We start from the raw sequence: 18,844 nt of genomic DNA, 5'->3' as shown, positions 1-18,844 counted from the left end.
GGGGAAATCGCGTTTGCGATCGGTCCCGGCGCTCGTACTCGCTGGCGCGCGCGCGAGTGGTGATCCTCTTTGCCTGTCCGAAAACGTACCAAGCAAGGCGCTACTCGATATTCACGGCGAACCCATGCTCGCGCGGGTGCTGCGCGCATTGACCCTCAGCCATGGCGTGCAGGAGCCGATCCGGGTTGCGGGCCTGGATGACGACCTGCTTCTGAGTGCGAGCGGCGGGATGGCTGTCAGAGCTGCCGTTTCCGCAGAGGGCGGGCCTGCCGCCAGCCTGATGGGAGCGCTTGCAGAAGATGTGCCCATTCCTCTCCTGGTAACGACCTGCGATCATGCCCTTCTGACGCCTGAAATGGTCGATTACTTTCTTGAGCAGGCCATTGCTGGCGGTGCAGACCTGGCGGTCGGTCTGACGACGCGCGAGACGATTGAAGACAGCTATCCGCAAACGAAGCGCACCTATCTGGCGTTCGGCGGATCAGAACTTTCAGGCTGTAACCTGTTTTACATCGCAACGCCTGATGCATTGCGTGCTGTTCACTTCTGGCGCGCGGCAGAACAGGACCGTAAACGTCCCTGGCGCATTGCCCGGCGTTTTGGCCCTTTGACAGCGTTGCGCATCTTGCTCGGCCGTCCGGGTGTGGAGAAAGTGTTCGAGATCGTGTCGGCGCGCCTCGGCGCCCGGATTGGGGCGGTGATCCTGCCCTTTGCAGAGGCTGCGATCGATGTCGATTCCACCGGCGACCTGGAACTGGTCCGTGGCATCCTCGCCGGGGCCGGATGATGCCCGTTTCGCGCGGCGAACCTCAGCCCATGCTGGCTGCATCATGCATGTGGTTTCGGCCATGCGGCCTTCAGCACTGCCGTGACCCGGGCGGCATCGGCGAGCCCCTCCGACGCGCCAAGGTCGGGCTGACCAGGCCAGCCTGGATCCGGATATGTGGTCCCCTCGAATTCCACGGGCGCACCATAGCGGGGGAGCACATGGAAGTGGATGTGAGGGTCGACCATCATCAGCATCAGGTAGTTGATTTTGGCATACCCGAAGGTTTCAGCGGCAATGGTCTCTATATCGCGAACGACTTGCGAAAGTTCGGCAAAGGCCTCCGGCGGCAATGCGGAAAAGCTGTGCGCAGGGCTGTGCGACAGGAGAATCATGGCGCCGAGGGTGACTTGCTTCGGCCGCGCCTGAACGCTCCAGTGCGCATAGTCTGCGACAAGCGTTCGCGTGCCGCCGAAAGTTTCAAACGTCGCATTTCTGTTCATGAAGCCCTCATTCGTATACAGGGACCGGCTCATCAGCTGACCGCTCCCCTCTCAGATGAAACCTAAGGCGTATTTCCACAATGACAAAATCACCGGTCGCGGTCCGCCTGGTTGGCGAAACTTCTGCAAGACTTTGGGGGCTTGATCTGGCCGAATGGCAGCGCCGTTCATGGACCAAGGCTGGCGCTGGAAAGGTCGGCACGGGAGATGGACGGTTGCTGGCGGGCATGGAGTGGGTGCTGTCGCCTGCCCTGCAACGGACATTGCTGGCGACACCGGGCGCCGCCCTGCTCGCAAACGATTCTAGCGGTCCCAACCAGCGTCTAACCGCCCTACACCTGCCCGAAGGCATCCCGACCGACCGCTTCGCGGGCCTGATCGGCCAAACCGTTGCAGATACGGAGGCATTGCGAGAGGCAGGCCTGAATCCGGGCGACATCAACGATTTTGCCGATCCATACGACGAGGCACTGCGCAAGCGGGAAGGCCCCTATGCGTTGTCCCTGACGCAAACGCCGGTATCCGATGTCGAGCGCATCCTCTTCAAAGGATCGTACAAGGGGGTGACGGACCTCGTCACCAAGTACGCCTGGCCAATACCTGCCTTTCACGTCACGCGCTTCGCCGCCTGGCTGCACCTGTCACCCAACATGGTCACGACGGCCAGCCTGGGCTTTGTCTGTCTCGCTTTCTGGTTCTTCTGGATAGGCGCATGGCTTCCGGGCATCGTGGCGGCCTGGGCCATGACATTCCTCGACACGGTCGACGGCAAGCTCGCCCGGACCACAATGACCTATTCAGCCTGGGGCAATATCTACGATCACGGAATCGACCTGATCCATCCGCCCTTCTGGTACTGGGCGATGTTTCACGGGCTCACGCTGGAACCGGCTGGCCTGCCTGAAGGGCTTCTGCTCACCTCGCTGATCGTGATTCTTGCCTTCTATGTTCTGAACCGTGTGGAAGAAGGAATTTTCATCAGGCAGTTCGGCTTTCACATACATGTGTGGCGCCCGATTGATTCACGCGTCCGCGAAATCACGGCGCGGCGTAACCCGAACATGCTGATCTTCATGCTGGCTGTCTTGCTTGGACACCCCGCCTGGGGTTTTGTGGCGATCGCTGCATGGACGATCATCTGCCTTGTGTTTCACGGCGTCCGGCTTGTCCAGGCACTTGCTCTACCGGACAAGCCGGTATCCTGGATGGAGGGGTAGCCTTCATGCCCGGAACGGCCATCTTTGACCTCGACAAGACGATCACACGCGCGCCGACTTGGACGCGCTTCGTCTTCTTTGTGAACCGCGCCCGGATCCCGTTCCTGCTGCGCCTGCCATTGCTGCTTGGGCACGGCATTGCGCACAAGCTGGGCCTGGCCAGCCGGGATTCGGTGAAGGCCCACAGCCTGCGGACACTCGCATGGCTGGACCGTGACGCATTGGAGAAAGCCGCTGACGCCTTCATTGCGCGGGAAGTGGCGCAAGGGCTGCACCCCGGCGCCGTTGCCGCTATCAATTGGCACGCCCAGCGTGGTGACCGCCTTGTGATCGCCACCGCTGCCGTGGACCTTCTGGCAGACCGGCTTGCGGCCGCCCTCGGCTTCGACCAGGTGATCGCAACAGGCCTTGACTGGGCTCCGCACGGGACGGTTCCCGCGCCACGATTGTCAGGGGCCAATTGCTATGGCACCGAAAAATTGCGCAGGATCAGGGAGCACACTTTTCCACGCCCCATCTTCGCCTATAGCGATCATGTTTCTGACCTTGTCATGCTGGAACAGGCCGATCACGGCATTGCGGTCAACCCGTCCCGAGGCCTTCGACGCGCAGCACCGGAGCGCAAGGTCAAGGTGGTCGACTATCGCATAGCGGCCGGTTATCCGCACACCGAAGAGAAATAGGAGTTCGCATGAAAGCCATCATCCTGAGCGCCGGCCGTGGCTCGCGACTTCTACCGTTGACCGAAAACATACCGAAATGCCTTCTGCCTGTGAGGGACACGACGCTGCTTGGGTGCCAGCTGGATACGCTGGAAGCGGCCGGGTTACGTCAGGCCACCGTTGTAACGGGCTTCATGCCAGGGCTGGTCGAGGCCGAGCTTGCAAGCCGCAAAGGCCCACTGAAGGCCACGCCCTTCTTCAATCCCTTCTTCCAGGTGGCCGACAACCTTGCCAGTTGCTGGATGGTCCGCGAGCAAATGGACGAGGAATTCCTGCTGATCAATGGCGACACGCTCTTTGAGGCCAGCCTTTTGCACGATGTCCTGTCGAGCCCGGCCCGGCCCATTCAGGTAACGATCGACCGCAAGGCGTCCTATGATTTCGATGACATGAAAGTCAGTCTGGACGGCACACGCCTCAAGGCGATCGGAAAATCTCTGGCTCAATCAGACAGCCATGCCGAGTCGATTGGCCTTCTCAGATTCATGGGCGAGGGCCCCGGTATGTTTCGCGCCAAGATCGAGCAGATGTTGCGTACCCAGGACGGGATTTCAGCCTGGTTCCTCAAGGCGATTGATGCCATCGCCCGCACGACGGGAGAGGTGGACACATTATCGATTCAGGGGCGGGCATGGGCTGAGGTCGATACCGTCGAGGACTTCGAGGCGCTTGCCTCCCTGCCCTTTCTGGTGCGCCCTGATTAACCCGCACGCAATTCACGGCCCAGGAATTCGTGAATGACTGAGGCAGCGCCTTCGGACGGCGAGGACGCAGCTTTCTCTATTGCGGAATCAAAACCCTGCTTTTGGGCCGGGGCATAGTCCGGATGATCGTCAATCGCCGACGCAACTCGCGCCACAACATCTTCTGCCGAGTTTGCAACCTTGCCGTAGCGCCAGTGCCGGTAGTGCTCGTCGGCCTGCCAGTCCACTGCGTGCGCATTGGCAAAGACGCAAGGCTTCGGCAACCGCAGGAATTCATAAACCTGACTGCTGACATCACCAAGGTATATGTCAGCATACCGCGTATAGTTCATGTTGATTGAATCAAGGCTGCCTCCGTCGAAGCGCATGTTGGCGCCTGAGTATTGGCTCGCAAGGCGTTCAAATAGCTGCCGTGAGCGACCACGCATCCGCACATGCGGCGCGCATATCAGGTTCATCCCGGCATTTTGGCTGAAAGCACTTATGATTGCCTCTCCAAACGCCGGCCAGGACGACAGGCGGTCATCAAAGTGCGGATTGTATAAAACTGTTGGAAGTCCATTATCAAAATAGTCCGGAACGTCCGCAGGCAGCAGGTCAAACTTGCAGTAGCCCACGACGTGGCACTTATCACCAGAAAGAATGCCGCGATGAACAAGCATGTCGCGATCCTTGGTGCCCGCAACGAGAACAAGGTCGTTCATGCCAATTCGCTCATCGTAGCTTTTGGCGCGATCTCCAGCGCCATGCGGAATATGTATCAGTTTCGGGCAGCGTTTCCCGAGGACACGTCGCAAGAGCGTTGACGTGCGCTCGGGCGTAAGAATGGCGTCGCAATCAAGTACGGCCCGCAGGCCTAAGAGGAGATTCAGAAGCCGTGGAGGACATTTATGCAAAGGCTGGTTTGTGAACATCAGAGCTGAACGAATGATCCCCGTGCCAAGTTCGGGCGCATGCATCCTGACGATCTGTTCGTGCCAGTGCGTCGACACCAGGCAATTGACCTGAATGCCCATGCGATGGAGGTGCAGGGCGGGGCCGAGGACATGGAATAACTGGTGCGCCTCCCCGATAGCCAGCACAAGAAGCCTCGCGGTCATACCGGTATCCAGCCCCCTGTCCACTAACTGCATACCTATAACCCCGAAATTCGCAGCCGAGATCAGTATACACAGCCGTGCAACAAATGAAGGCTGCTACTGGTTGTTATGAGATTCTGTGCTGTCACAAGGATCGGGAAGTGCCAGGTCCTTGCTTCCAGTGGTGCCGGTTGAGAGACTCGAACTCCCGACCCTCTGATTACAAATCAGATGCTCTACCAGCTGAGCTAAACCGGCGGCTGGAGGCGTGTGACTACTTCGATCAGCGCCGGGACGCAAGAGGGGTTTCCAGTGACCGGCTTCTAGCCAGCCAGTCGCGGCTGATAGGCGGCAAAGCGGTCGAACGCGGCGAACACATCGCGGCGTCCGTCCAGCCCGTCCATTGCCGTAATAAGCGTGTTCATGAGCGCGACATTGAATGAATAGGTCATATAGGCGCCGTCCGACTGGATGCAGGTCCCGCCGAGCACTTTGAACAGGCTGCGAGCCTTCCTGTTCTCGGCCAGAACATTGGCCTCGAGCGTGTCGATGCCCGCGTCGGCACAATCACATCCGATCGTGGCCATCAGGATGCGCGCCAGGCCCGTATTGTGATAGGCATCGAGTGTGGCAATGGCGAGTTCTGCCTTTTGCGCTCCGGGCATGCGGACAGCCCTTACAACGCCGACAGCAGGCAGGTCGTGCTCGGCGAGATCCAGCGCTGCCCAGGCGAGGTGATCCACGCCGTCAACCGCGACCAGCCGCTCAAGGACCGAATCAGGCACTTTCTTCATGCCGGAAAAGAAGCGGAAATAGCGCGATTCATCCGAAAGATTGGCAATGCTTTCGCGTATGCGCAGACCGTCCTGTGGCCGCACCGGCCTCAGGTATATGCGCTTGCCTGTCTTCAGGCTCGTATAGATGGCGCGATTGTCCATGCATCATATGTTGCAGCGCAACATAAAAATACAATGGCCCCGATACAGCCTTTCGAAAGTTTCACGCTCCGCCAGATTCACGATTTCTTGCAATCACCTTGCAACGGCCCCAATCGCCACGCTGCCTGCACGTTTCAGCCCCAATTCATGCGTAGATCCGATACCAATAACGATAAGTGCATGAAGGAATATCCCATGAAACGCTCGATGATCGCCCTTTCTGGCTTGAGTGTCGCCGCCCTGATGCAGATACCGGCTTTCGCCCAGGTCCCGCCTCCCCCGCCGACCACACCGGCCACGATTCCTGTCACCAAGAGCTGCGAAGACGTCTCGCTTTCGATCTATTTCCCGGCCTATGAGACTATGCTGTCATCCTATTCGATGCGCGCGGTGAATGCCGCCAGCGACCAGCTGGCCGGATGCGCCGTGACCGAAATCAAGGCTGAAGTCGTTTCCGAGGAAGCCCATACCGATGAAGGCCTAACCCATATTTCAGAGGCCCGCGCAGCCGCAGTCCTCAATGCCTTCAACGCACGCGGCATTCGTGCCAGCGATGTCGAAACGGACATCACGCCAGTGACCGTGACAACGGCTGCGGCCGGCCGCAAAGCCACCCTCGCCCGACGCGTTGACGTCGTGCTGACGGCAGAGCCCGGCTACGGCCTGTAACAGACCTCCCTGATGGCTGGATGGAGGTTGCTTCACCGCTCCCCTCCATCCAACTCACTGCCCCGGACCGGTTCAAGACCGGCCGGGGCTTTTCTTTGGGTGCCATTCTAGTCGAAAAACGACAGAACAGCCCCGGCAAGGCCCATGCCGACCAGCATATGCCCCCAATCGACCAAAAGGCCGGGCAGGGAATGGTAAAAACCATAGACATATTCATAGGATGAGACCGGCAAAACCACGACCACGGCCAGCATCAGGGCGGTTGAGACACAGGCACTGAGCCCCTTTGCACCCTTCAGCTTCAGTACCCAGCCAAGCCCGAAGGCCAGCACGAGTTCGATCAGGAAACCTCCGGCCATCCAGGCCGGATTGGCATCTGCCGCCATGTCTGCCGTATAGCCGCGTGCAGCCATCCACTGCTCGGAAAACAGCATTCCGTAGAAAACGAATCCGACGAAGAACATCACTATGGCGGCCAGCAGCACGCCCAGCAGGTTCACTCCACTGAGTCTTGGCATGTTTATTCCTCCCAAGTTTCTTTCTTTTCCGGTCCACCCCGCCTAAAAGTCCCGTTCCAGCGGGCGACCGGCCCGAATCATGCCTCAAAATGCCTTAACCGGAAAGAAAACACCCCCATGACGCGACCCCGGCGCATCCTGATCACCTCCGCCCTGCCCTATATCAACGGCATCAAGCACCTCGGTAACCTGGCCGGATCCATGCTGCCTGCCGATGTCTATGCACGCGTCATGCGCCTGCAGGGCCATGACGTGACCTATATATGCGCCACGGACGAGCACGGCACGCCGGCCGAGCTGGCCGCTCAGGCCATGCAGATCCCGGTTCAGCAATATTGCGACGAGCAATACGCCATCCAGCGCAGGGCGGGCGAAGGCTTCAACCTGTCCTTCGACTGGTTCGGACGCTCCTCGCGCCCGGCCAATCACGCCCTGACACAGCATTTCGCGCAGGCACTTGAGGCGCGCGGCCTGATCGAGGAACGCACCTCGAAACAGGTCTATTCAGTCGATGACGGCCGATTCCTGCCCGACCGCTATGTCGAAGGCACCTGCCCCCATTGCGGCTTTGAAAAGGCGCGCGGCGACCAGTGCGACAATTGCGGTCGCCTGCTTGATCCCGTCGACCTGATCGCGCCCTATTCCTCGGTCTCAGGCGGCAAGGATATCGAGATCCGTGACACCAACCACCTCTATCTGCTGCAGGAGAAATCCCAGGACGCCATTCGCCAATGGGTCAACACCAAGGGCGCCAACTGGCCCAGCCTCGCCGTCTCGATCGCCAATAAATGGCTCGACGAAGGCCTGATCGCCCGCGCCATCACGCGCGACCTCTCATGGGGCGTCAAAGTGCTGGACGTGGACGGTGCGGTGCGACCCGGCTACGAAGACAAGGTCTTCTACGTCTGGTTCGACGCGCCCATCGGATACATCGCGGCAACCCAGGAATGGGCTGAGGCGACCGGTGGAGACTGGGAAGCCCTCTGGCGCACCGACAAGGGCGCTGACGACACCGAATACGTCCAGTTCATGGGTAAGGACAATGTCGCCTTCCACACGGTCAGCTTCCCTGTTTCCCTGCTCGGCAGCGGTGAGCCGTGGAAAACGGTCGACAAGCTAAAGGCCTTCAACTGGGTCACCTGGTATGGCGGCAAGTTCTCCACCAGCAACAAGCGCGGCGTCTTCATGGACCAGGCGCTGGAACTGCTCCCGGCCGACTATTGGCGCTGGTATCTGATCGCCAACTCGCCGGAAGGCTCCGACGCGGCCTTCACATGGGAAGGCTTCCAGGCGGCGGTCAACTCAGACCTTGCCAACGTGCTTGGCAATTTCGTCAACCGGATCACCAAGTACGCCGCCAGCAAGTTCGACGGAAAAGTGCCGGAAACCGGCGAGCCGGGCGAAGCGGAAGCCTGGATGGTGGCGGACCTCACCGAACGCCTGCCTCGCCTTCTCGGCTATTACGAAGACATGGAATTCCGCAAGGCGGCCGCGGAAACGCGCGCGATCTGGGCCGCTGGCAACGAATACCTGACCAAGGCCGAACCCTGGGTGAAGTACAAGAATGATGTCGATGCCGCCGCAGTCGGCGTGCGCGCAGGCCTGAACCTCGCTGCCCTGTTCGGCATTCTTGCCTTGCCGGTCATCCCGGAAACGGGCGAAAAAATTCTTGATGCGCTGGGAATACCCGAAGAAAACCGCACTCTGAAGTTCGGCGAAAGCACCGACTACGCAGCCCTGCTTGACGCCCTGCCGCGCGGCCATGCCATCACGCCGCCAGACGTCCTGTTCCAGAAGATAGAGGACGAGCAGGTCGCCGCGTGGACCGAACAGTTCAGCGGCAACGACCAGCCCTAGTTGATCACGTCTGCTTCGCCCTCTGGGGTCGGCTCCCAGTGCGTTTCCGGCGGGAACACTTCGTCGAATCCGCCGCGAATGGATGGCCCATAGACCGGGTTCGGCAGGACAAACCAGCCATTGCCCCACAGACCCGCAACAGATGGAGCCTCCGTCAATGCCCGGCGTTCGGCCACGCTCAGTGTCTTGTCATTGAACGGGTCGGCAATATCGCCCAACTGGTCACCGACCAGCGCAATTGCGCAATACTTGTCTGCGATCATCGCCCGGCGGCCATCCTTGTCGGATCCATCCGGCGCATCACCACGCAGAAACAGCGTTTCACCATGCGTGAAATCGCCAATCCCTGCCGCACTCAGCGTATCCACAGTCCCTGCCGCATTCACAGACGCCCGGTTTGTGTTGACAATCACCGTCACGCCAGCCGCGCGAATACGGTCAAGTCCGGCCAATGCGCCCGGAACAGGCGCGGTCTTGCCAGCGCCCGTCCTTTCCCAGTCATCCCATACGCCCGGATCGAACCCGATCCCGGCCCGGGTGAAATAGCCCATTGAGCCAAGATTCCAGATCAGGGTCTCATCCGCGTCGAACACGGCGGCCAGTGGCTTGCCTTCGCAGGCCAGGAATGAAGGCTGCTCCGGCGTGCTACCCGGTGCCAGCACAACACCATGGCTGGGACCACTCGCGGCTTTCGCCTCGACGAATCCTGCGATGCTCGCCCAGGTCTGGCGCATCGACACACTGGATTCGGCGGAGCCATACAGCCATTGGTGCCCAGGTATCGGCGCAGGTGCATCAGGGGCTGTTTCAGCTTGCGGCACCGGAATCGGGCTGTCCGCGATGGGTGTATCAACCGGCGCCGTCTGGCAGGCCGCCAGCAGCGCCACGAAGGCAACGCTCAAAATCTGTTTCATGCGCCTTTCTCGAACGGCGGCGCATGAAAGTCCACCTGAACTTTTTCTCTCATGCCCGCTCGAAAATGACAGACAGGTTGTTTGCCGGCATCACGACCACGTCCAGCAAGACGAGGCTGGCGAGCGAGGCCAGCGGCAGAACTTCCTGGTCCAGATCGCGCACGCCCCATGCGGGATTGCGTTGTTTCAGGTCTTCGCTGAAGCGTGCGTTGGACGGCGCCATGACGCCTTCCCTGCCATAGGGTCCGTACAGGAACAACCGGCCACCCGGACGCAACAGTCGACCTGCCCCTGCAAACAGGCCTTCAACGGCTGCCATCGGCGCAATATGGATCATGTTGATCGAAACCAGCACATCCCATGGCCGCACCGATTCTGCTACGCCCCAGTCAGCCATGCTCGCATCCAGAACGAGCGGGCCTTTCAGCCGGTCATGTCCGGCCGCATTCACCCAGGCCCGCTGGCTGTCGAGGCTGGCAGGGTCGATATCGGAATAAGTCCAGTTGAGACCATCAAATGCATCGGTCAGGAAGGCGCCGTGTTCGCCCGTTCCCGATGCTACCTCCAGCACACGTCCCGTTGTCGCCACATGCGCCGCGAACACGTCACGAATGGGCTCGCGATTGCGCGCCACCGAGGGCGAAAAGCGCCGCCCATGGTCGCCGGTCTCCCGGGTCTCCAGGGCGACCGGTTTGGCGGGCGTCTCGCTCATGTTCGGGCCGTAAACCTCGCGCGCAGTTCCGGCTTCAGAATCTTGCCGTTCGCGTTGCGCGGCAGCGGCTCGTCCTGGAACTGGATTTCAACGGGCACCTTGAACGCCGCAAGCAGGTTCGCGACATGCGCGCGCAGCTCGTCCTGTGATACCGTCTTGCCAGGCTTCAGCTGGACAACGGCGCCAACTTCCTCACCCAGCACCTTGTGCGGGATGCCGACAACCGCGGCATCCATCACGGCCGGATGGTCGTACAGCGCACTCTCCACCTCGATACAATAGATGTTCTCGCCGCCGCGGATCAGCATGTCCTTGGCCCGGTCGACCAGGAACAGGAAGCCTTCCTCATCGATGCGAGCAAGGTCGCCCGTCACGACCCAGCCATCGCGAAACGTCTCTGCAGTTGCTTCCGGCCGATTCCAGTAGCGTTTGCAGTTCGACGGGCTCTTGCACCACAGTTCGCCCACTTCGCCCTGCGGCAGCGCGTTGCCGTCCGGGTCACACACTTTCAGCTCGACCGCGTTGGGCGGCGCTCCGGCACTGTCCGGCCGGTTCACGTAATCCTCGCCAATGTTCAGCGTCGCTGTCGCGCAGGTTTCCGTCATGCCCCAGCCATTGCCGGGGGCCGCATCCGGGAATCGCTTTTTGATCGTGGAAACGAGTTCCGGCGCAGACGGCGCGCCCCCATAGGAAATCGCCTTGATCGAGGACAGGTCATACTGGTCTCGTTCGGGATGCTCCAGCAGTTGCCAGGCAATTGCCGGCACTCCGCCTACGGACGTGACCTTTTCCCGCTCGATGATTGGCAGGGCTTCACCAGCATCCCATTTGTACATGGAGACAATCTTGTCGCCGCGCATCATGGACGGTATCAGGATCGCGAACGCCCCCGTCGCGTGGAAGAACGGAATCGCCAGCAGCGTCGCGCCCTGCTCATTGGGGTCGGGCTCAGGAATGGCTTCGCCCCGGCGCAGCAGCATGCGCGCCTGGCAGGTCGACGAGTTGAACATGTTGGAGATGACAGCCCGGTGCGACGCCAACGCGCCTTTCGGCTTCCCGGTCGTTCCTGACGTGTACATGATCGTGGCGTCATCATCCGGCAGCAGTTCCACGTCCGGCAGGCCAATTTCCTTCAGGCTGGCCCAGCTGTTGGCCTCACCGATATATTGTTCAAGACTGGCGACGCGCGGATCATTGTGTTCCTCGCCCTTGTCCCGGGCGACGACGACGTGCTCCAGCTCCGGCAAGTCCTTGAGGTGGTCCCGCAGGCGTTCAAAAATCTGCCCGTCGACAACGGCCAGCTTCACACCGGCAAATGAAAGGCCGTATTCAAGTTCCTCACCCGTCCACCAGGAATTCATCGGCGTTGCAATTGCCCCCAGGCTGGACGCGGCAAAGAACGCCACCGGCCATTGCGGATAGTTGCGCATGATTATCGCAACGCGGTCACCCTTCCCGATTCCGTAAGTGTCGCGCAGGACGGCCGCGAAGTTCTGCACCGCCAGCATCATCGCCTTGAACGTCACCCGCTCGCTCTCGTAGACGATGTAGTCGCGTTCCGGCCATGTGGCCGCCGCCATTTCCAGGATCGACCGGATTGTCGGCGGCGCGTTGGCGTAAATTTTCAATTTGACGCCATTCACTTCACCATCGACCAGTTCCAGCGGAGAGCCGGGGGCCGCAAGGGCAGCATTGGCATCAGCAATCGATATGACGGGCCAGGCAGGTGTGACTGTCTCTGCGGGCATTCGGTTTCCTCCGGTGTTTTTTGCTGACCTACAGAAACCACGCCCCATGAGGGGTTTAAAGTGCCCTTGTGTTGGAAACGGGCGTATTCAGGCAAAAAAATACCCCATTGCCAAAGCAACGGGGCATTTGGAGGCAGGTTGTCGCAAACGACCTATTTTCCGAAATCGCAGAATCGCAGCGTACGCGGCGTACCGTCCTGCTCCACGGCGTCATAGGCCCGCCCGGTAAGTTCCTCGCCCTCGCAGAGATAGCCGATATCGTACATCGCAATCAACGCATCATTATCAGGCGAAAGGTCATTGGCGATCATCAGGTCGATGGCGTCCTGATGCATGCCCAGCTCCATCATGAAGTTGAACTTCTGAAGCCGGCTCGTCTCGGGTTGCGACAGCTGGCCTTCAAGGGTCGTCACCTTGCCGCGCGCAGAATCCAGCATTGGCAGGGCTGCCGTGTACCAGGCCGTATCGCCATATGAATCCGTGATTTCCTCGAAGTCCTCAACGGCACCGATTGCATCATAGCCGTGCGGACCAAACCGGATCTCGCCGCGGCGGAACAGGGCTTCGGCGTATTCATCCCGTGTCAGCGCCGGGCTGCCCAGCAATTGGGTCAGGCGGTCAAGCGCCGCCTGGGTATTGCCCGCTTCAACCAGTCCTTCGACCGTCTGCATGGCCAGTTCAAAAGCAGAATCCGGAATGGCTGCGGCGGACGTCGTATCGCTGCCGCCCGGAATCCCTGGTGTTTCCGGGGCAGAGGCACATGCGGCCAGCAGGACGGCTGAGGCAGCAAGGAAAAGAGGGGTGCGGATCATCTGTTTGGACTCCATCAGGGTGTGGGGAAATATGTCGGCGATCCACCCCTAGCCGCTGAACATGTGCGGAGACAGGGCGGATTTGTGAAGAAAGTGTGTTTCTTGCAATGTGCCCAACGTCAAACCCCCGGCGCACCACACCAGTGCTTGTTCTCAAGGTCAGGTCGCATGTCGCCCATCGTGTAGACAGGCGCCGCGCCGTTCCTGTCTTCACAAACAAAGCCAGCCGCGACCAGCTTGGCAAGTTCGGCTTCGTTCGGACTCAGGCCCGACGTGCGGTATCGTCCCGCCGCTTCAGCATGCTCGCCAAGCACCCACATGCTGTTGAACCACTGCGACAGGTTCAGGGGCCGCGACAGGCCCACTTCAATCGTCTCGACATCGGTCTGAGCGAAAGCCAGTTCTTCCCTGGCATTGGGTGCGAGCGCGTGCTCAGGCGCCAATTTCAGCATCGCGTCAAAATCCTCGACAGCACCCCGGCGGTCATCGCCCGCCTGTCGGCGCAAGCTGCCACGCGCATACAGCGCGCGGGCGCGCTGGTCCTCGCTCAGGTTCGTATTCTCCAACAGTCCAGACAGCGTGTCATCGGCGGCGTAGGGATTGCTGTTGCTCCTGGCCTCAACCATCGCTGTCTCGAAGGCGGGGCCCATACTTGCAGGGGCCGTGGCGCAGGCCGCAAGGAACGCCGCCATGATGAAGGCCAGCCAAAGGTTTAATTGTTTTGTCATGCGGCAGACACTACTCCGGGTCTGCCGTGCCGAACAAATTGCATTTCCGTCATGCGCTGGCGAGACGGTCTATTTCAGCGATATCTCCGCGTCCCAGCGCTTCGATGGCGCGGGCCGCAATGTGCCGGGCCGTCAATCCAGCCTCTTCATACATGGCCTGGGGCGTATCCTGGTTCTGGAACACGTCCGGCAGCGTCATGGGGCGAATCTTCAATCCCCGGTCCAGCGCGCCGACCTTTGCGAGATGCTCCAGAACGAAGCTGCCAAATCCACCGGTCGCTCCCTCTTCAAGCGTGATCAGCACTTCGTGTTCCTTCGCCAGGCGCTCGACAAGATCGGCATCCAGCGGCTTGGCAAAACGCGCATCGGCCACCGTAACGGACAGGCCCTGCGCCGAGAGCATCTCGGCCGCCTTCAGCGCCTCTTGCAGGCGCGTGCCATAGGACAGCAACGCAATCGTGGTGCCCTCGCGCAGGATACGGCCCTTACCGATTTCCAGGGGCGCAATCGACTCGGGAATCTCGACGCCAATGCCTTCGCCGCGTGGATAACGAAAGGCGCTTGGCCGGTCATCAATCTGCGCGGCGGTCACCACCATGCGCGCCAGTTCCAGTTCGTCGGAGGCTGCCATGCACACCATGCCCGGCAGTGCGCCAAGATAGCCAATGTCGAAACTGCCTGCATGCGTGGGCCCGTCGGCGCCGACCAGCCCCGCTCGGTCAATCGCAAAGCGGACCGGCAGCCGCTGGATCGCCACATCGTGCACGACCTGGTCATAGCCACGCTGCAGGAAGGTCGAATAGATCGCCGCGAAAGGCCGCATGCCGTCGGCTGCAAGCCCCGCCGCGAACGTGACTGCATGCTGTTCGGCAATGCCGACATCAAAGCTCCGGCCTGGAAACGCGGCTTCAAATATATCGGTGCTCGTGCCTGAAGGCATCGCTGCGGTAATCACACAGATCTTGTCATCCGTCTCGGCAAGCCGGGTGAGCGTCTGGCCGAACACTTTCTGGTAGGCAGGCGCCTTGGGCTTGGCCTTGGCTTGCTCGCCCGTGATGACCGAGAACTTCGATACGCCGTGATACTTGTCGGCAGAATTCTCGGCATGCGAGTAGCCTTTGCCCTTCTGCGTCACGGCATGGATCAGGATCGGGCCCTCGCGCATGGCCTTCACGTTTTCCAGGATCGGGATCAGCGTATCGAGATCGTGTCCGTCAATCGGGCCCACATAGTAGAAGCCCAGTTCCTCGAACATCGTTCCGCCCATGGCGAATCCGCGCAGATATTCCTCGGCGCGGCGCGCAGGCGATTCCAGGCCAATCGGGCTGATCACTTTCTTGGCGATCCGCCGCAGGCCGCGATAGGGCCGTGACGATACCAGCTTGGACAGGTAATTGCTCATCGCCCCGACCGGCGGGGCGATCGACATGTCATTGTCGTTCAGGATGACGATCAGGCGCGACTTGTCGGCGCCCGCATTGTTCATCGCTTCATAGGCCATGCCGGCCGTCATCGCGCCATCGCCGATCAGGCAGATGACATTATTGTCCTTGCCTTGCAGGTCACGCGCCTTGGCAAAGCCGAAACCGGCCGAAATCGACGTCGATGCGTGCGCTGCGCCGAACGGATCGAATTCGCTCTCGTCACGCTTGGTGAAGCCGGACAGGCCACCGCCCTGGCGCAGGGTGCGCATCTGGTCGCGGCGTCCGGTGAGGATCTTGTGCGGATAGCACTGATGGCCCACGTCCAGGATCAGCTTGTCGTCAGGCGCATCAAAGACGGCGTGAATGGCCACGGTCAGTTCAACCACGCCCAGCCCGGATCCGAGATGGCCGCCCGTCACGGACACGACATCGATGACTTCCTCACGGACTTCCTGCGCGATCTGTTTCAATTCGGCACGCGAACGACCTTTCAGGTCGTCGGGCGAATTGATCGCATCCAGTAGCCGGTTCGGGCTGTGTTCGGTCATCTTCTCATGGACCCTTGAATAGTTGCGTACCGTCAGACATCGGGTCGCGTTCTGTTATATCTATGACTCGCCCTGTTTAACGGGTTCTATCCAATACAAAATCGACCGATTGCAGCAGAATATCGGCACGATTGCGGAAGATTGCGAGGTGTTCCTTCGATTGAGCGGCGAGAAGCCGCACACGTTGCCTGGCACCGTCGACCCCCAGAAGCGTGACGAAATTGGCTTTTCCGGCTCCTTCGTCGGTCCGCAGCGGCTTGCCGACCTCGGCTTCTTCGCCGGTGGCATCCAGCAGGTCGTCGGCGATCTGGTAGGCCAGTCCCAGATCATTTGAAAAGCCGGCCAGTGCATTGCGTTCCGTCTCGCGCGCCCCGCCGATCAGCCCGGCCGCCTCTGTCGCATATGAAATCAGTGCACCCGTCTTCAGGCGCTGCATACGCGTAATCGTGTTGAGGTCGCGTGGGCTGTCCTCTTCCAGCATGTCGATCATCTGGCCGCCGACCATGCCCCGTGCGCCTGCCGCATCGGCCAGCCGCTCGATCAGCATGGTACGCACGCTTGCATCATCATGCGTTTCGCTGGACGCCAGTATCTTGAAGGCCAGGGTCAGCAGCGCATCGCCAGCCAGTACGGCAGTCGCCTCGTTGAAAGCCTTGTGGACCGTCGGCTGGCCCCGCCGGAAATCGTCATCATCCATGCAGGGCAGGTCGTCATGCACCATCGAATACGTGTGCACGCATTCCAGTGCGGCAGCCGCACGCAGCAGGCTTTTCTCGGGCGCATCGAACATGGCGCCGGTTTCCAGCAGGAAGAACGGACGCATGCGTTTGCCATTGGCGAGTGCCGCGTGGCGCATCGCGCGCATCAGGTTCGCTTCGGGGCCGCTGGCAGGCGGGATCAACTGGTCAAGCGCCACCGTAACCTTGTCGGCAACCTCCTTCAGGCGCAGCTCGAAGTCGGCGTCGTCGTCCATGGGATCATCGGCCCTATTCAAAGCCAGCCGGCTCGGTCGTAACACCCCCGACGCCCTGGACGATCTGCTCCACTTTCAGTTCCGCAGACTTCAGTCGCGACTCGCAATGGGCCTTCAGCGCGGCGCCACGCTCATAGATCGTGATCGACTTTTCCAGCTCGACTTCGCCCGCTTCCAGCTGCTTGACGATGCCTTCCAGCTCGCCGAGCGCTTCTTCAAAGCTCATCTTGTCGACCGGTTTTTCTTTTGCATCAGCCATCATGGTTCGCCCGTGTTCGTTCGCAACGACACTAGAGCGCACGCCGGACGTCCACAACCTCTAAGCGGTTACTTGCCGGTGTATTCGTAGATGCGGTGGCTCCAGTAGCTGTCACCGCCATCATGCACGCATCGCCAGCCGAGCTTCTTGATCTCGGGCCGCAGCATCCGGTTGAACCAGCCATGCGCCGCCAGATAAACCTTTTCGCCCTCGGATGCCCGGTGCAGCTTTTCGGCCGCCAGCGCAGCGCGAAGGCGTGCCTGCGAGACGCTTTCGCCATCAAGCGAATGCCCGCTCAGCCATGCAGCCCGCGCCAGAATATTCCAGGTCTTCGGCAAGTATCGCACACCCATGAGGCGCGGCGGCGGCAAAGGCGCCTCGTTGAAGACAGGATCATGGATCGCACCCAGGTGCGGCGCGGCGCGCTGGGCTGTTTCCTGTGCCCGGATACGCGCTGACGCAAACACAACCGTTGCATCCGCCACGATTGCCTTCAGCGCCTCGGGCGCTTCCTGGTCATCGCGCAGCGGACTTTCCTCGTAGCGGTCCCACCAGTCCTTGTAGTCGCGCCAGCCGAGACGCGGGCCAGCTGTCCGGTCGAGTACGGGCCGCCCATGCCGCGAGACCACAATCGGGCCGCGCCGGGATCCTGTCGATGTCGTGTCGGGCATCGCCATAAAGCCTGTCTTCAAACGCACACAGGGCTCGGCGAGCCCGGTTCAGGAAATGCCACTAGCGGTGTTGGCCGCATGCGGCAAGGCGTCAATCGCCCGCTCATACCGCAACCTGTTGTGGTATATGGCTTACAGACCGCGCCATACGCGCTTCTTGCAGGGCTGGTCTTCCTCCAGCTTGCAACGGTGCATTGTCATGATCACTGTTTCGGCCCGCCCGATCAGGTGATCGAGCGGCACAAAGCCTACGGAAGCCCGGTCAGACTCGACGCTGAGCGGGCAGCCGACCCGCGCCACGACGCCGTCAATCGGCGGACAATGGCCGGACAGGAAGCGGCTATCGAGCGAGTTGTCCCGGTTATCGCCCATCAGGAACAGGTGACCCTCAGGCACTTCAAACAGGACAGTATTGTCCCCCCGGTCACCCTTTTCCTGGCGATGGGTCAGCCAGGTCGCACCGTCCGGCGCGGTCTCGCGCCACTCATATGCCGTGACGCTGCGGCTTTCGGTGTGCGGCTTGTAGCGAAGCGTCCGAATGAACTCGCTGTCGACGGGTGCGCCGTTGCGGATCACCTGTTCCCCGACCATCTGGATGGAATCGCCCGGCAGGCCCATGATCCGCTTGATCATCACCCGGCCTGTATGCGTGTGCTCGAAGACAACCACATCACCGAATTTGGGGTCACGCGCAAAAATGCGCCCCTCCGGTATGGGCAGGTAACGTCCAAGGCTGAAAGGCAGGGAATACCGGTCATAACCATAGGCAAATTTCGCCACGGCCACCCGGTCGCCCACTTCCAGCGTCGGCACCATGCTCTCGGATGGAATGACACGCTGCTCGTAAAACAGGCCCGAGAAGATCATGAAGATCGGGACGAAGACGGCCAGCGTCACGCCCCATTCCTTCAACTCACGCTTCACCTTTTCGGCGAAGGTCAGGTCTTCATCCTCGTGCTTGTCGGCCTTGTCGCCATCTCGTGCCATCGCGGCCTCACCTGATCTGCCTGTTGTCAGCCGACTTCTTAGACGAAAGCCGCTTCAGTTGCGAAGCTGAAATCCGCCTTGCCGCTGCAAAAGGC

General features: G+C 60.7%; 20 protein-coding genes and 1 tRNA gene. 6 read left to right on the top strand and 15 right to left on the bottom strand.

The annotated features are described in order from the left end of the window. The first annotated feature begins 13 nt into the window (after window positions 1–13). Window positions 14–787, top strand: a complete 774-nt coding sequence (locus ACQ66M_RS14205) for a nucleotidyltransferase family protein (RefSeq protein WP_430404620.1) — start codon at window positions 14–16, stop codon at window positions 785–787. A 41-nt stretch (window positions 788–828) separates the two neighbouring features. Here the strand turns inward: ACQ66M_RS14205 and ACQ66M_RS14200 are convergent, their stop codons facing one another. Continuing rightward, window positions 829–1,302 (bottom strand): HIT family protein, encoded by a 474-nt coding sequence (locus ACQ66M_RS14200; protein WP_430404619.1) that lies wholly within the window; start codon window positions 1,300–1,302, stop codon window positions 829–831. Window positions 1,303–1,349: 47 nt separating this feature from the next. Here ACQ66M_RS14200 and ACQ66M_RS14195 point away from each other — a divergent pair, with 47 nt between their 5' ends. From ACQ66M_RS14195 to ACQ66M_RS14185, 3 genes are read left to right on the top strand one after another with little or no spacing between them, the layout of a single operon-like run. Next, entirely contained in the window at window positions 1,350–2,486 is a 1,137-nt protein-coding gene (locus ACQ66M_RS14195) for a CDP-alcohol phosphatidyltransferase family protein (RefSeq protein ID WP_430404617.1), read from the top strand. Between the two features lie 5 nt (window positions 2,487–2,491). Beyond that, complete coding sequence (locus ACQ66M_RS14190; RefSeq protein ID WP_430404615.1) at window positions 2,492–3,169, top strand: HAD family hydrolase; 678 nt, start codon at window positions 2,492–2,494, stop codon at window positions 3,167–3,169. An 8-nt stretch (window positions 3,170–3,177) separates the two neighbouring features. Continuing rightward, a complete protein-coding gene (locus ACQ66M_RS14185; RefSeq protein ID WP_430404613.1) occupies window positions 3,178–3,912 on the top strand; it encodes a sugar phosphate nucleotidyltransferase in 735 nt (244 codons plus the stop codon). Here ACQ66M_RS14185 and ACQ66M_RS14180 read toward each other — a convergent pair. From ACQ66M_RS14180 to ACQ66M_RS14170, 3 genes are all read right to left on the bottom strand, one after another. Then, entirely contained in the window at window positions 3,909–5,012 is a 1,104-nt protein-coding gene (locus ACQ66M_RS14180) for a glycerophosphotransferase (protein ID WP_430404611.1), read from the bottom strand. The two genes, ACQ66M_RS14185 and ACQ66M_RS14180, sit on opposite strands and share 4 nt — an antisense overlap. 161 nt (window positions 5,013–5,173) lie before the next feature. Further along, window positions 5,174–5,249, bottom strand: a tRNA-Thr gene (locus ACQ66M_RS14175). A gap of 65 nt (window positions 5,250–5,314) precedes the next feature. After that, on the bottom strand, window positions 5,315–5,929 hold the full coding sequence (locus ACQ66M_RS14170; RefSeq protein ID WP_430404609.1) for a GNAT family N-acetyltransferase: 615 nt from the start codon (window positions 5,927–5,929) through the stop codon (window positions 5,315–5,317). Window positions 5,930–6,124: 195 nt separating this feature from the next. On the opposite strand from ACQ66M_RS14170, the gene ACQ66M_RS14165 reads away from it, so the two are divergent. Further along, window positions 6,125–6,598, top strand: a complete 474-nt coding sequence (locus ACQ66M_RS14165) for a hypothetical protein (protein ID WP_350171536.1) — start codon at window positions 6,125–6,127, stop codon at window positions 6,596–6,598. 107 nt (window positions 6,599–6,705) lie between these two features. On the opposite strand, the gene ACQ66M_RS14160 is transcribed toward ACQ66M_RS14165, so the two are convergent. Next, window positions 6,706–7,116 (bottom strand): DUF1761 domain-containing protein, encoded by a 411-nt coding sequence (locus ACQ66M_RS14160; RefSeq protein ID WP_350171535.1) that lies wholly within the window; start codon window positions 7,114–7,116, stop codon window positions 6,706–6,708. Window positions 7,117–7,233: 117 nt separating this feature from the next. Between ACQ66M_RS14160 and metG the strand changes: the two genes are divergently transcribed. Continuing rightward, window positions 7,234–8,973, top strand: coding sequence for a methionine--tRNA ligase (metG, locus tag ACQ66M_RS14155; RefSeq protein ID WP_430404607.1), 1,740 nt, complete (start codon window positions 7,234–7,236; stop codon window positions 8,971–8,973). Here the strand turns inward: metG and ACQ66M_RS14150 are convergent. The 10 genes from ACQ66M_RS14150 to lepB form a co-directional block, all read right to left on the bottom strand. Then, window positions 8,970–9,887 carry a 5'-nucleotidase, lipoprotein e(P4) family gene (locus ACQ66M_RS14150; protein WP_430404605.1) on the bottom strand — a complete coding sequence of 306 codons (918 nt, stop codon included), beginning with the start codon at window positions 9,885–9,887 and terminating at the stop codon, window positions 8,970–8,972. The two genes, metG and ACQ66M_RS14150, sit on opposite strands and share 4 nt — an antisense overlap. 49 nt (window positions 9,888–9,936) lie before the next feature. After that, complete coding sequence (locus tag ACQ66M_RS14145) at window positions 9,937–10,599, bottom strand: DUF938 domain-containing protein (RefSeq protein ID WP_430404603.1); 663 nt, start codon at window positions 10,597–10,599, stop codon at window positions 9,937–9,939. Next, entirely contained in the window at window positions 10,596–12,347 is a 1,752-nt protein-coding gene (locus ACQ66M_RS14140; protein ID WP_430404601.1) for a class I adenylate-forming enzyme family protein, read from the bottom strand. Before ACQ66M_RS14140 ends, ACQ66M_RS14145 begins: the two co-directional genes overlap by 4 nt. A gap of 152 nt (window positions 12,348–12,499) precedes the next feature. Continuing rightward, complete coding sequence (locus ACQ66M_RS14135; RefSeq protein WP_430404599.1) at window positions 12,500–13,159, bottom strand: hypothetical protein; 660 nt, start codon at window positions 13,157–13,159, stop codon at window positions 12,500–12,502. A gap of 119 nt (window positions 13,160–13,278) precedes the next feature. Further along, the gene (locus tag ACQ66M_RS14130) at window positions 13,279–13,887 is read right to left on the bottom strand and encodes a hypothetical protein (protein ID WP_430404597.1); all 609 of its coding nucleotides are present in this window, start codon (window positions 13,885–13,887) and stop codon (window positions 13,279–13,281) included. Window positions 13,888–13,936: 49 nt separating this feature from the next. Next, entirely contained in the window at window positions 13,937–15,859 is a 1,923-nt protein-coding gene (dxs, locus tag ACQ66M_RS14125) for a 1-deoxy-D-xylulose-5-phosphate synthase (protein ID WP_430404595.1), read from the bottom strand. Between the two features lie 76 nt (window positions 15,860–15,935). Beyond that, a complete protein-coding gene (locus ACQ66M_RS14120; protein ID WP_350171527.1) occupies window positions 15,936–16,832 on the bottom strand; it encodes a polyprenyl synthetase family protein in 897 nt (298 codons plus the stop codon). Between the two features lie 13 nt (window positions 16,833–16,845). Then, the gene (locus ACQ66M_RS14115) at window positions 16,846–17,091 is read right to left on the bottom strand and encodes an exodeoxyribonuclease VII small subunit (protein WP_350171526.1); all 246 of its coding nucleotides are present in this window, start codon (window positions 17,089–17,091) and stop codon (window positions 16,846–16,848) included. A 68-nt stretch (window positions 17,092–17,159) separates the two neighbouring features. Further along, the gene (locus tag ACQ66M_RS14110) at window positions 17,160–17,768 is read right to left on the bottom strand and encodes a histidine phosphatase family protein (protein WP_430404593.1); all 609 of its coding nucleotides are present in this window, start codon (window positions 17,766–17,768) and stop codon (window positions 17,160–17,162) included. Window positions 17,769–17,894: 126 nt separating this feature from the next. Next, window positions 17,895–18,749 carry a signal peptidase I gene (gene lepB / locus ACQ66M_RS14105; RefSeq protein WP_350171524.1) on the bottom strand — a complete coding sequence of 285 codons (855 nt, stop codon included), beginning with the start codon at window positions 18,747–18,749 and terminating at the stop codon, window positions 17,895–17,897. Window positions 18,750–18,844: the final 95 nt, after the last annotated feature.

Source organism: Hyphomonas sp. (assembly GCF_965284475.1).
Taxonomy (GTDB): domain Bacteria; phylum Pseudomonadota; class Alphaproteobacteria; order Caulobacterales; family Hyphomonadaceae; genus Hyphomonas.
The sequence above is the reverse complement of the archived record's forward strand: the minus strand, read 5'-3'. Positions and strand labels throughout refer to the sequence as shown.

Bases quoted from the DNA above. Each gene is read 5' to 3' on its own strand.
- ACQ66M_RS14200 (WP_430404619.1), bottom strand. From the start codon at position 1,302: ATGAGCCGGTCCCTGTATACGAATGAGGGCTTCATGAACAGAAATGCG.
- ACQ66M_RS14110 (WP_430404593.1), bottom strand. From the start codon at position 17,768: ATGGCGATGCCCGACACGACATCGACAGGATCCCGGCGCGGCCCGATT.
- ACQ66M_RS14115 (WP_350171526.1), bottom strand. From the start codon at position 17,091: ATGGCTGATGCAAAAGAAAAACCGGTCGACAAGATGAGCTTTGAAGAA.
- dxs (WP_430404595.1), bottom strand. From the start codon at position 15,859: ATGACCGAACACAGCCCGAACCGGCTACTGGATGCGATCAATTCGCCC.
- ACQ66M_RS14180 (WP_430404611.1), bottom strand. From the start codon at position 5,012: ATGACCGCGAGGCTTCTTGTGCTGGCTATCGGGGAGGCGCACCAGTTA.
- ACQ66M_RS14140 (WP_430404601.1), bottom strand. From the start codon at position 12,347: ATGCCCGCAGAGACAGTCACACCTGCCTGGCCCGTCATATCGATTGCT.
- ACQ66M_RS14160 (WP_350171535.1), bottom strand. From the start codon at position 7,116: ATGCCAAGACTCAGTGGAGTGAACCTGCTGGGCGTGCTGCTGGCCGCC.
- ACQ66M_RS14170 (WP_430404609.1), bottom strand. From the start codon at position 5,929: ATGGACAATCGCGCCATCTATACGAGCCTGAAGACAGGCAAGCGCATA.
- metG (WP_430404607.1), top strand. From the start codon at position 7,234: ATGACGCGACCCCGGCGCATCCTGATCACCTCCGCCCTGCCCTATATC.
- ACQ66M_RS14165 (WP_350171536.1), top strand. From the start codon at position 6,125: ATGAAACGCTCGATGATCGCCCTTTCTGGCTTGAGTGTCGCCGCCCTG.
- lepB (WP_350171524.1), bottom strand. From the start codon at position 18,749: ATGGCACGAGATGGCGACAAGGCCGACAAGCACGAGGATGAAGACCTG.
- ACQ66M_RS14195 (WP_430404617.1), top strand. From the start codon at position 1,350: ATGACAAAATCACCGGTCGCGGTCCGCCTGGTTGGCGAAACTTCTGCA.
- ACQ66M_RS14145 (WP_430404603.1), bottom strand. From the start codon at position 10,599: ATGAGCGAGACGCCCGCCAAACCGGTCGCCCTGGAGACCCGGGAGACC.
- ACQ66M_RS14130 (WP_430404597.1), bottom strand. From the start codon at position 13,887: ATGACAAAACAATTAAACCTTTGGCTGGCCTTCATCATGGCGGCGTTC.
- ACQ66M_RS14185 (WP_430404613.1), top strand. From the start codon at position 3,178: ATGAAAGCCATCATCCTGAGCGCCGGCCGTGGCTCGCGACTTCTACCG.
- ACQ66M_RS14150 (WP_430404605.1), bottom strand. From the start codon at position 9,887: ATGAAACAGATTTTGAGCGTTGCCTTCGTGGCGCTGCTGGCGGCCTGC.
- ACQ66M_RS14135 (WP_430404599.1), bottom strand. From the start codon at position 13,159: ATGATCCGCACCCCTCTTTTCCTTGCTGCCTCAGCCGTCCTGCTGGCC.
- ACQ66M_RS14190 (WP_430404615.1), top strand. From the start codon at position 2,492: ATGCCCGGAACGGCCATCTTTGACCTCGACAAGACGATCACACGCGCG.
- ACQ66M_RS14120 (WP_350171527.1), bottom strand. From the start codon at position 16,832: ATGGACGACGACGCCGACTTCGAGCTGCGCCTGAAGGAGGTTGCCGAC.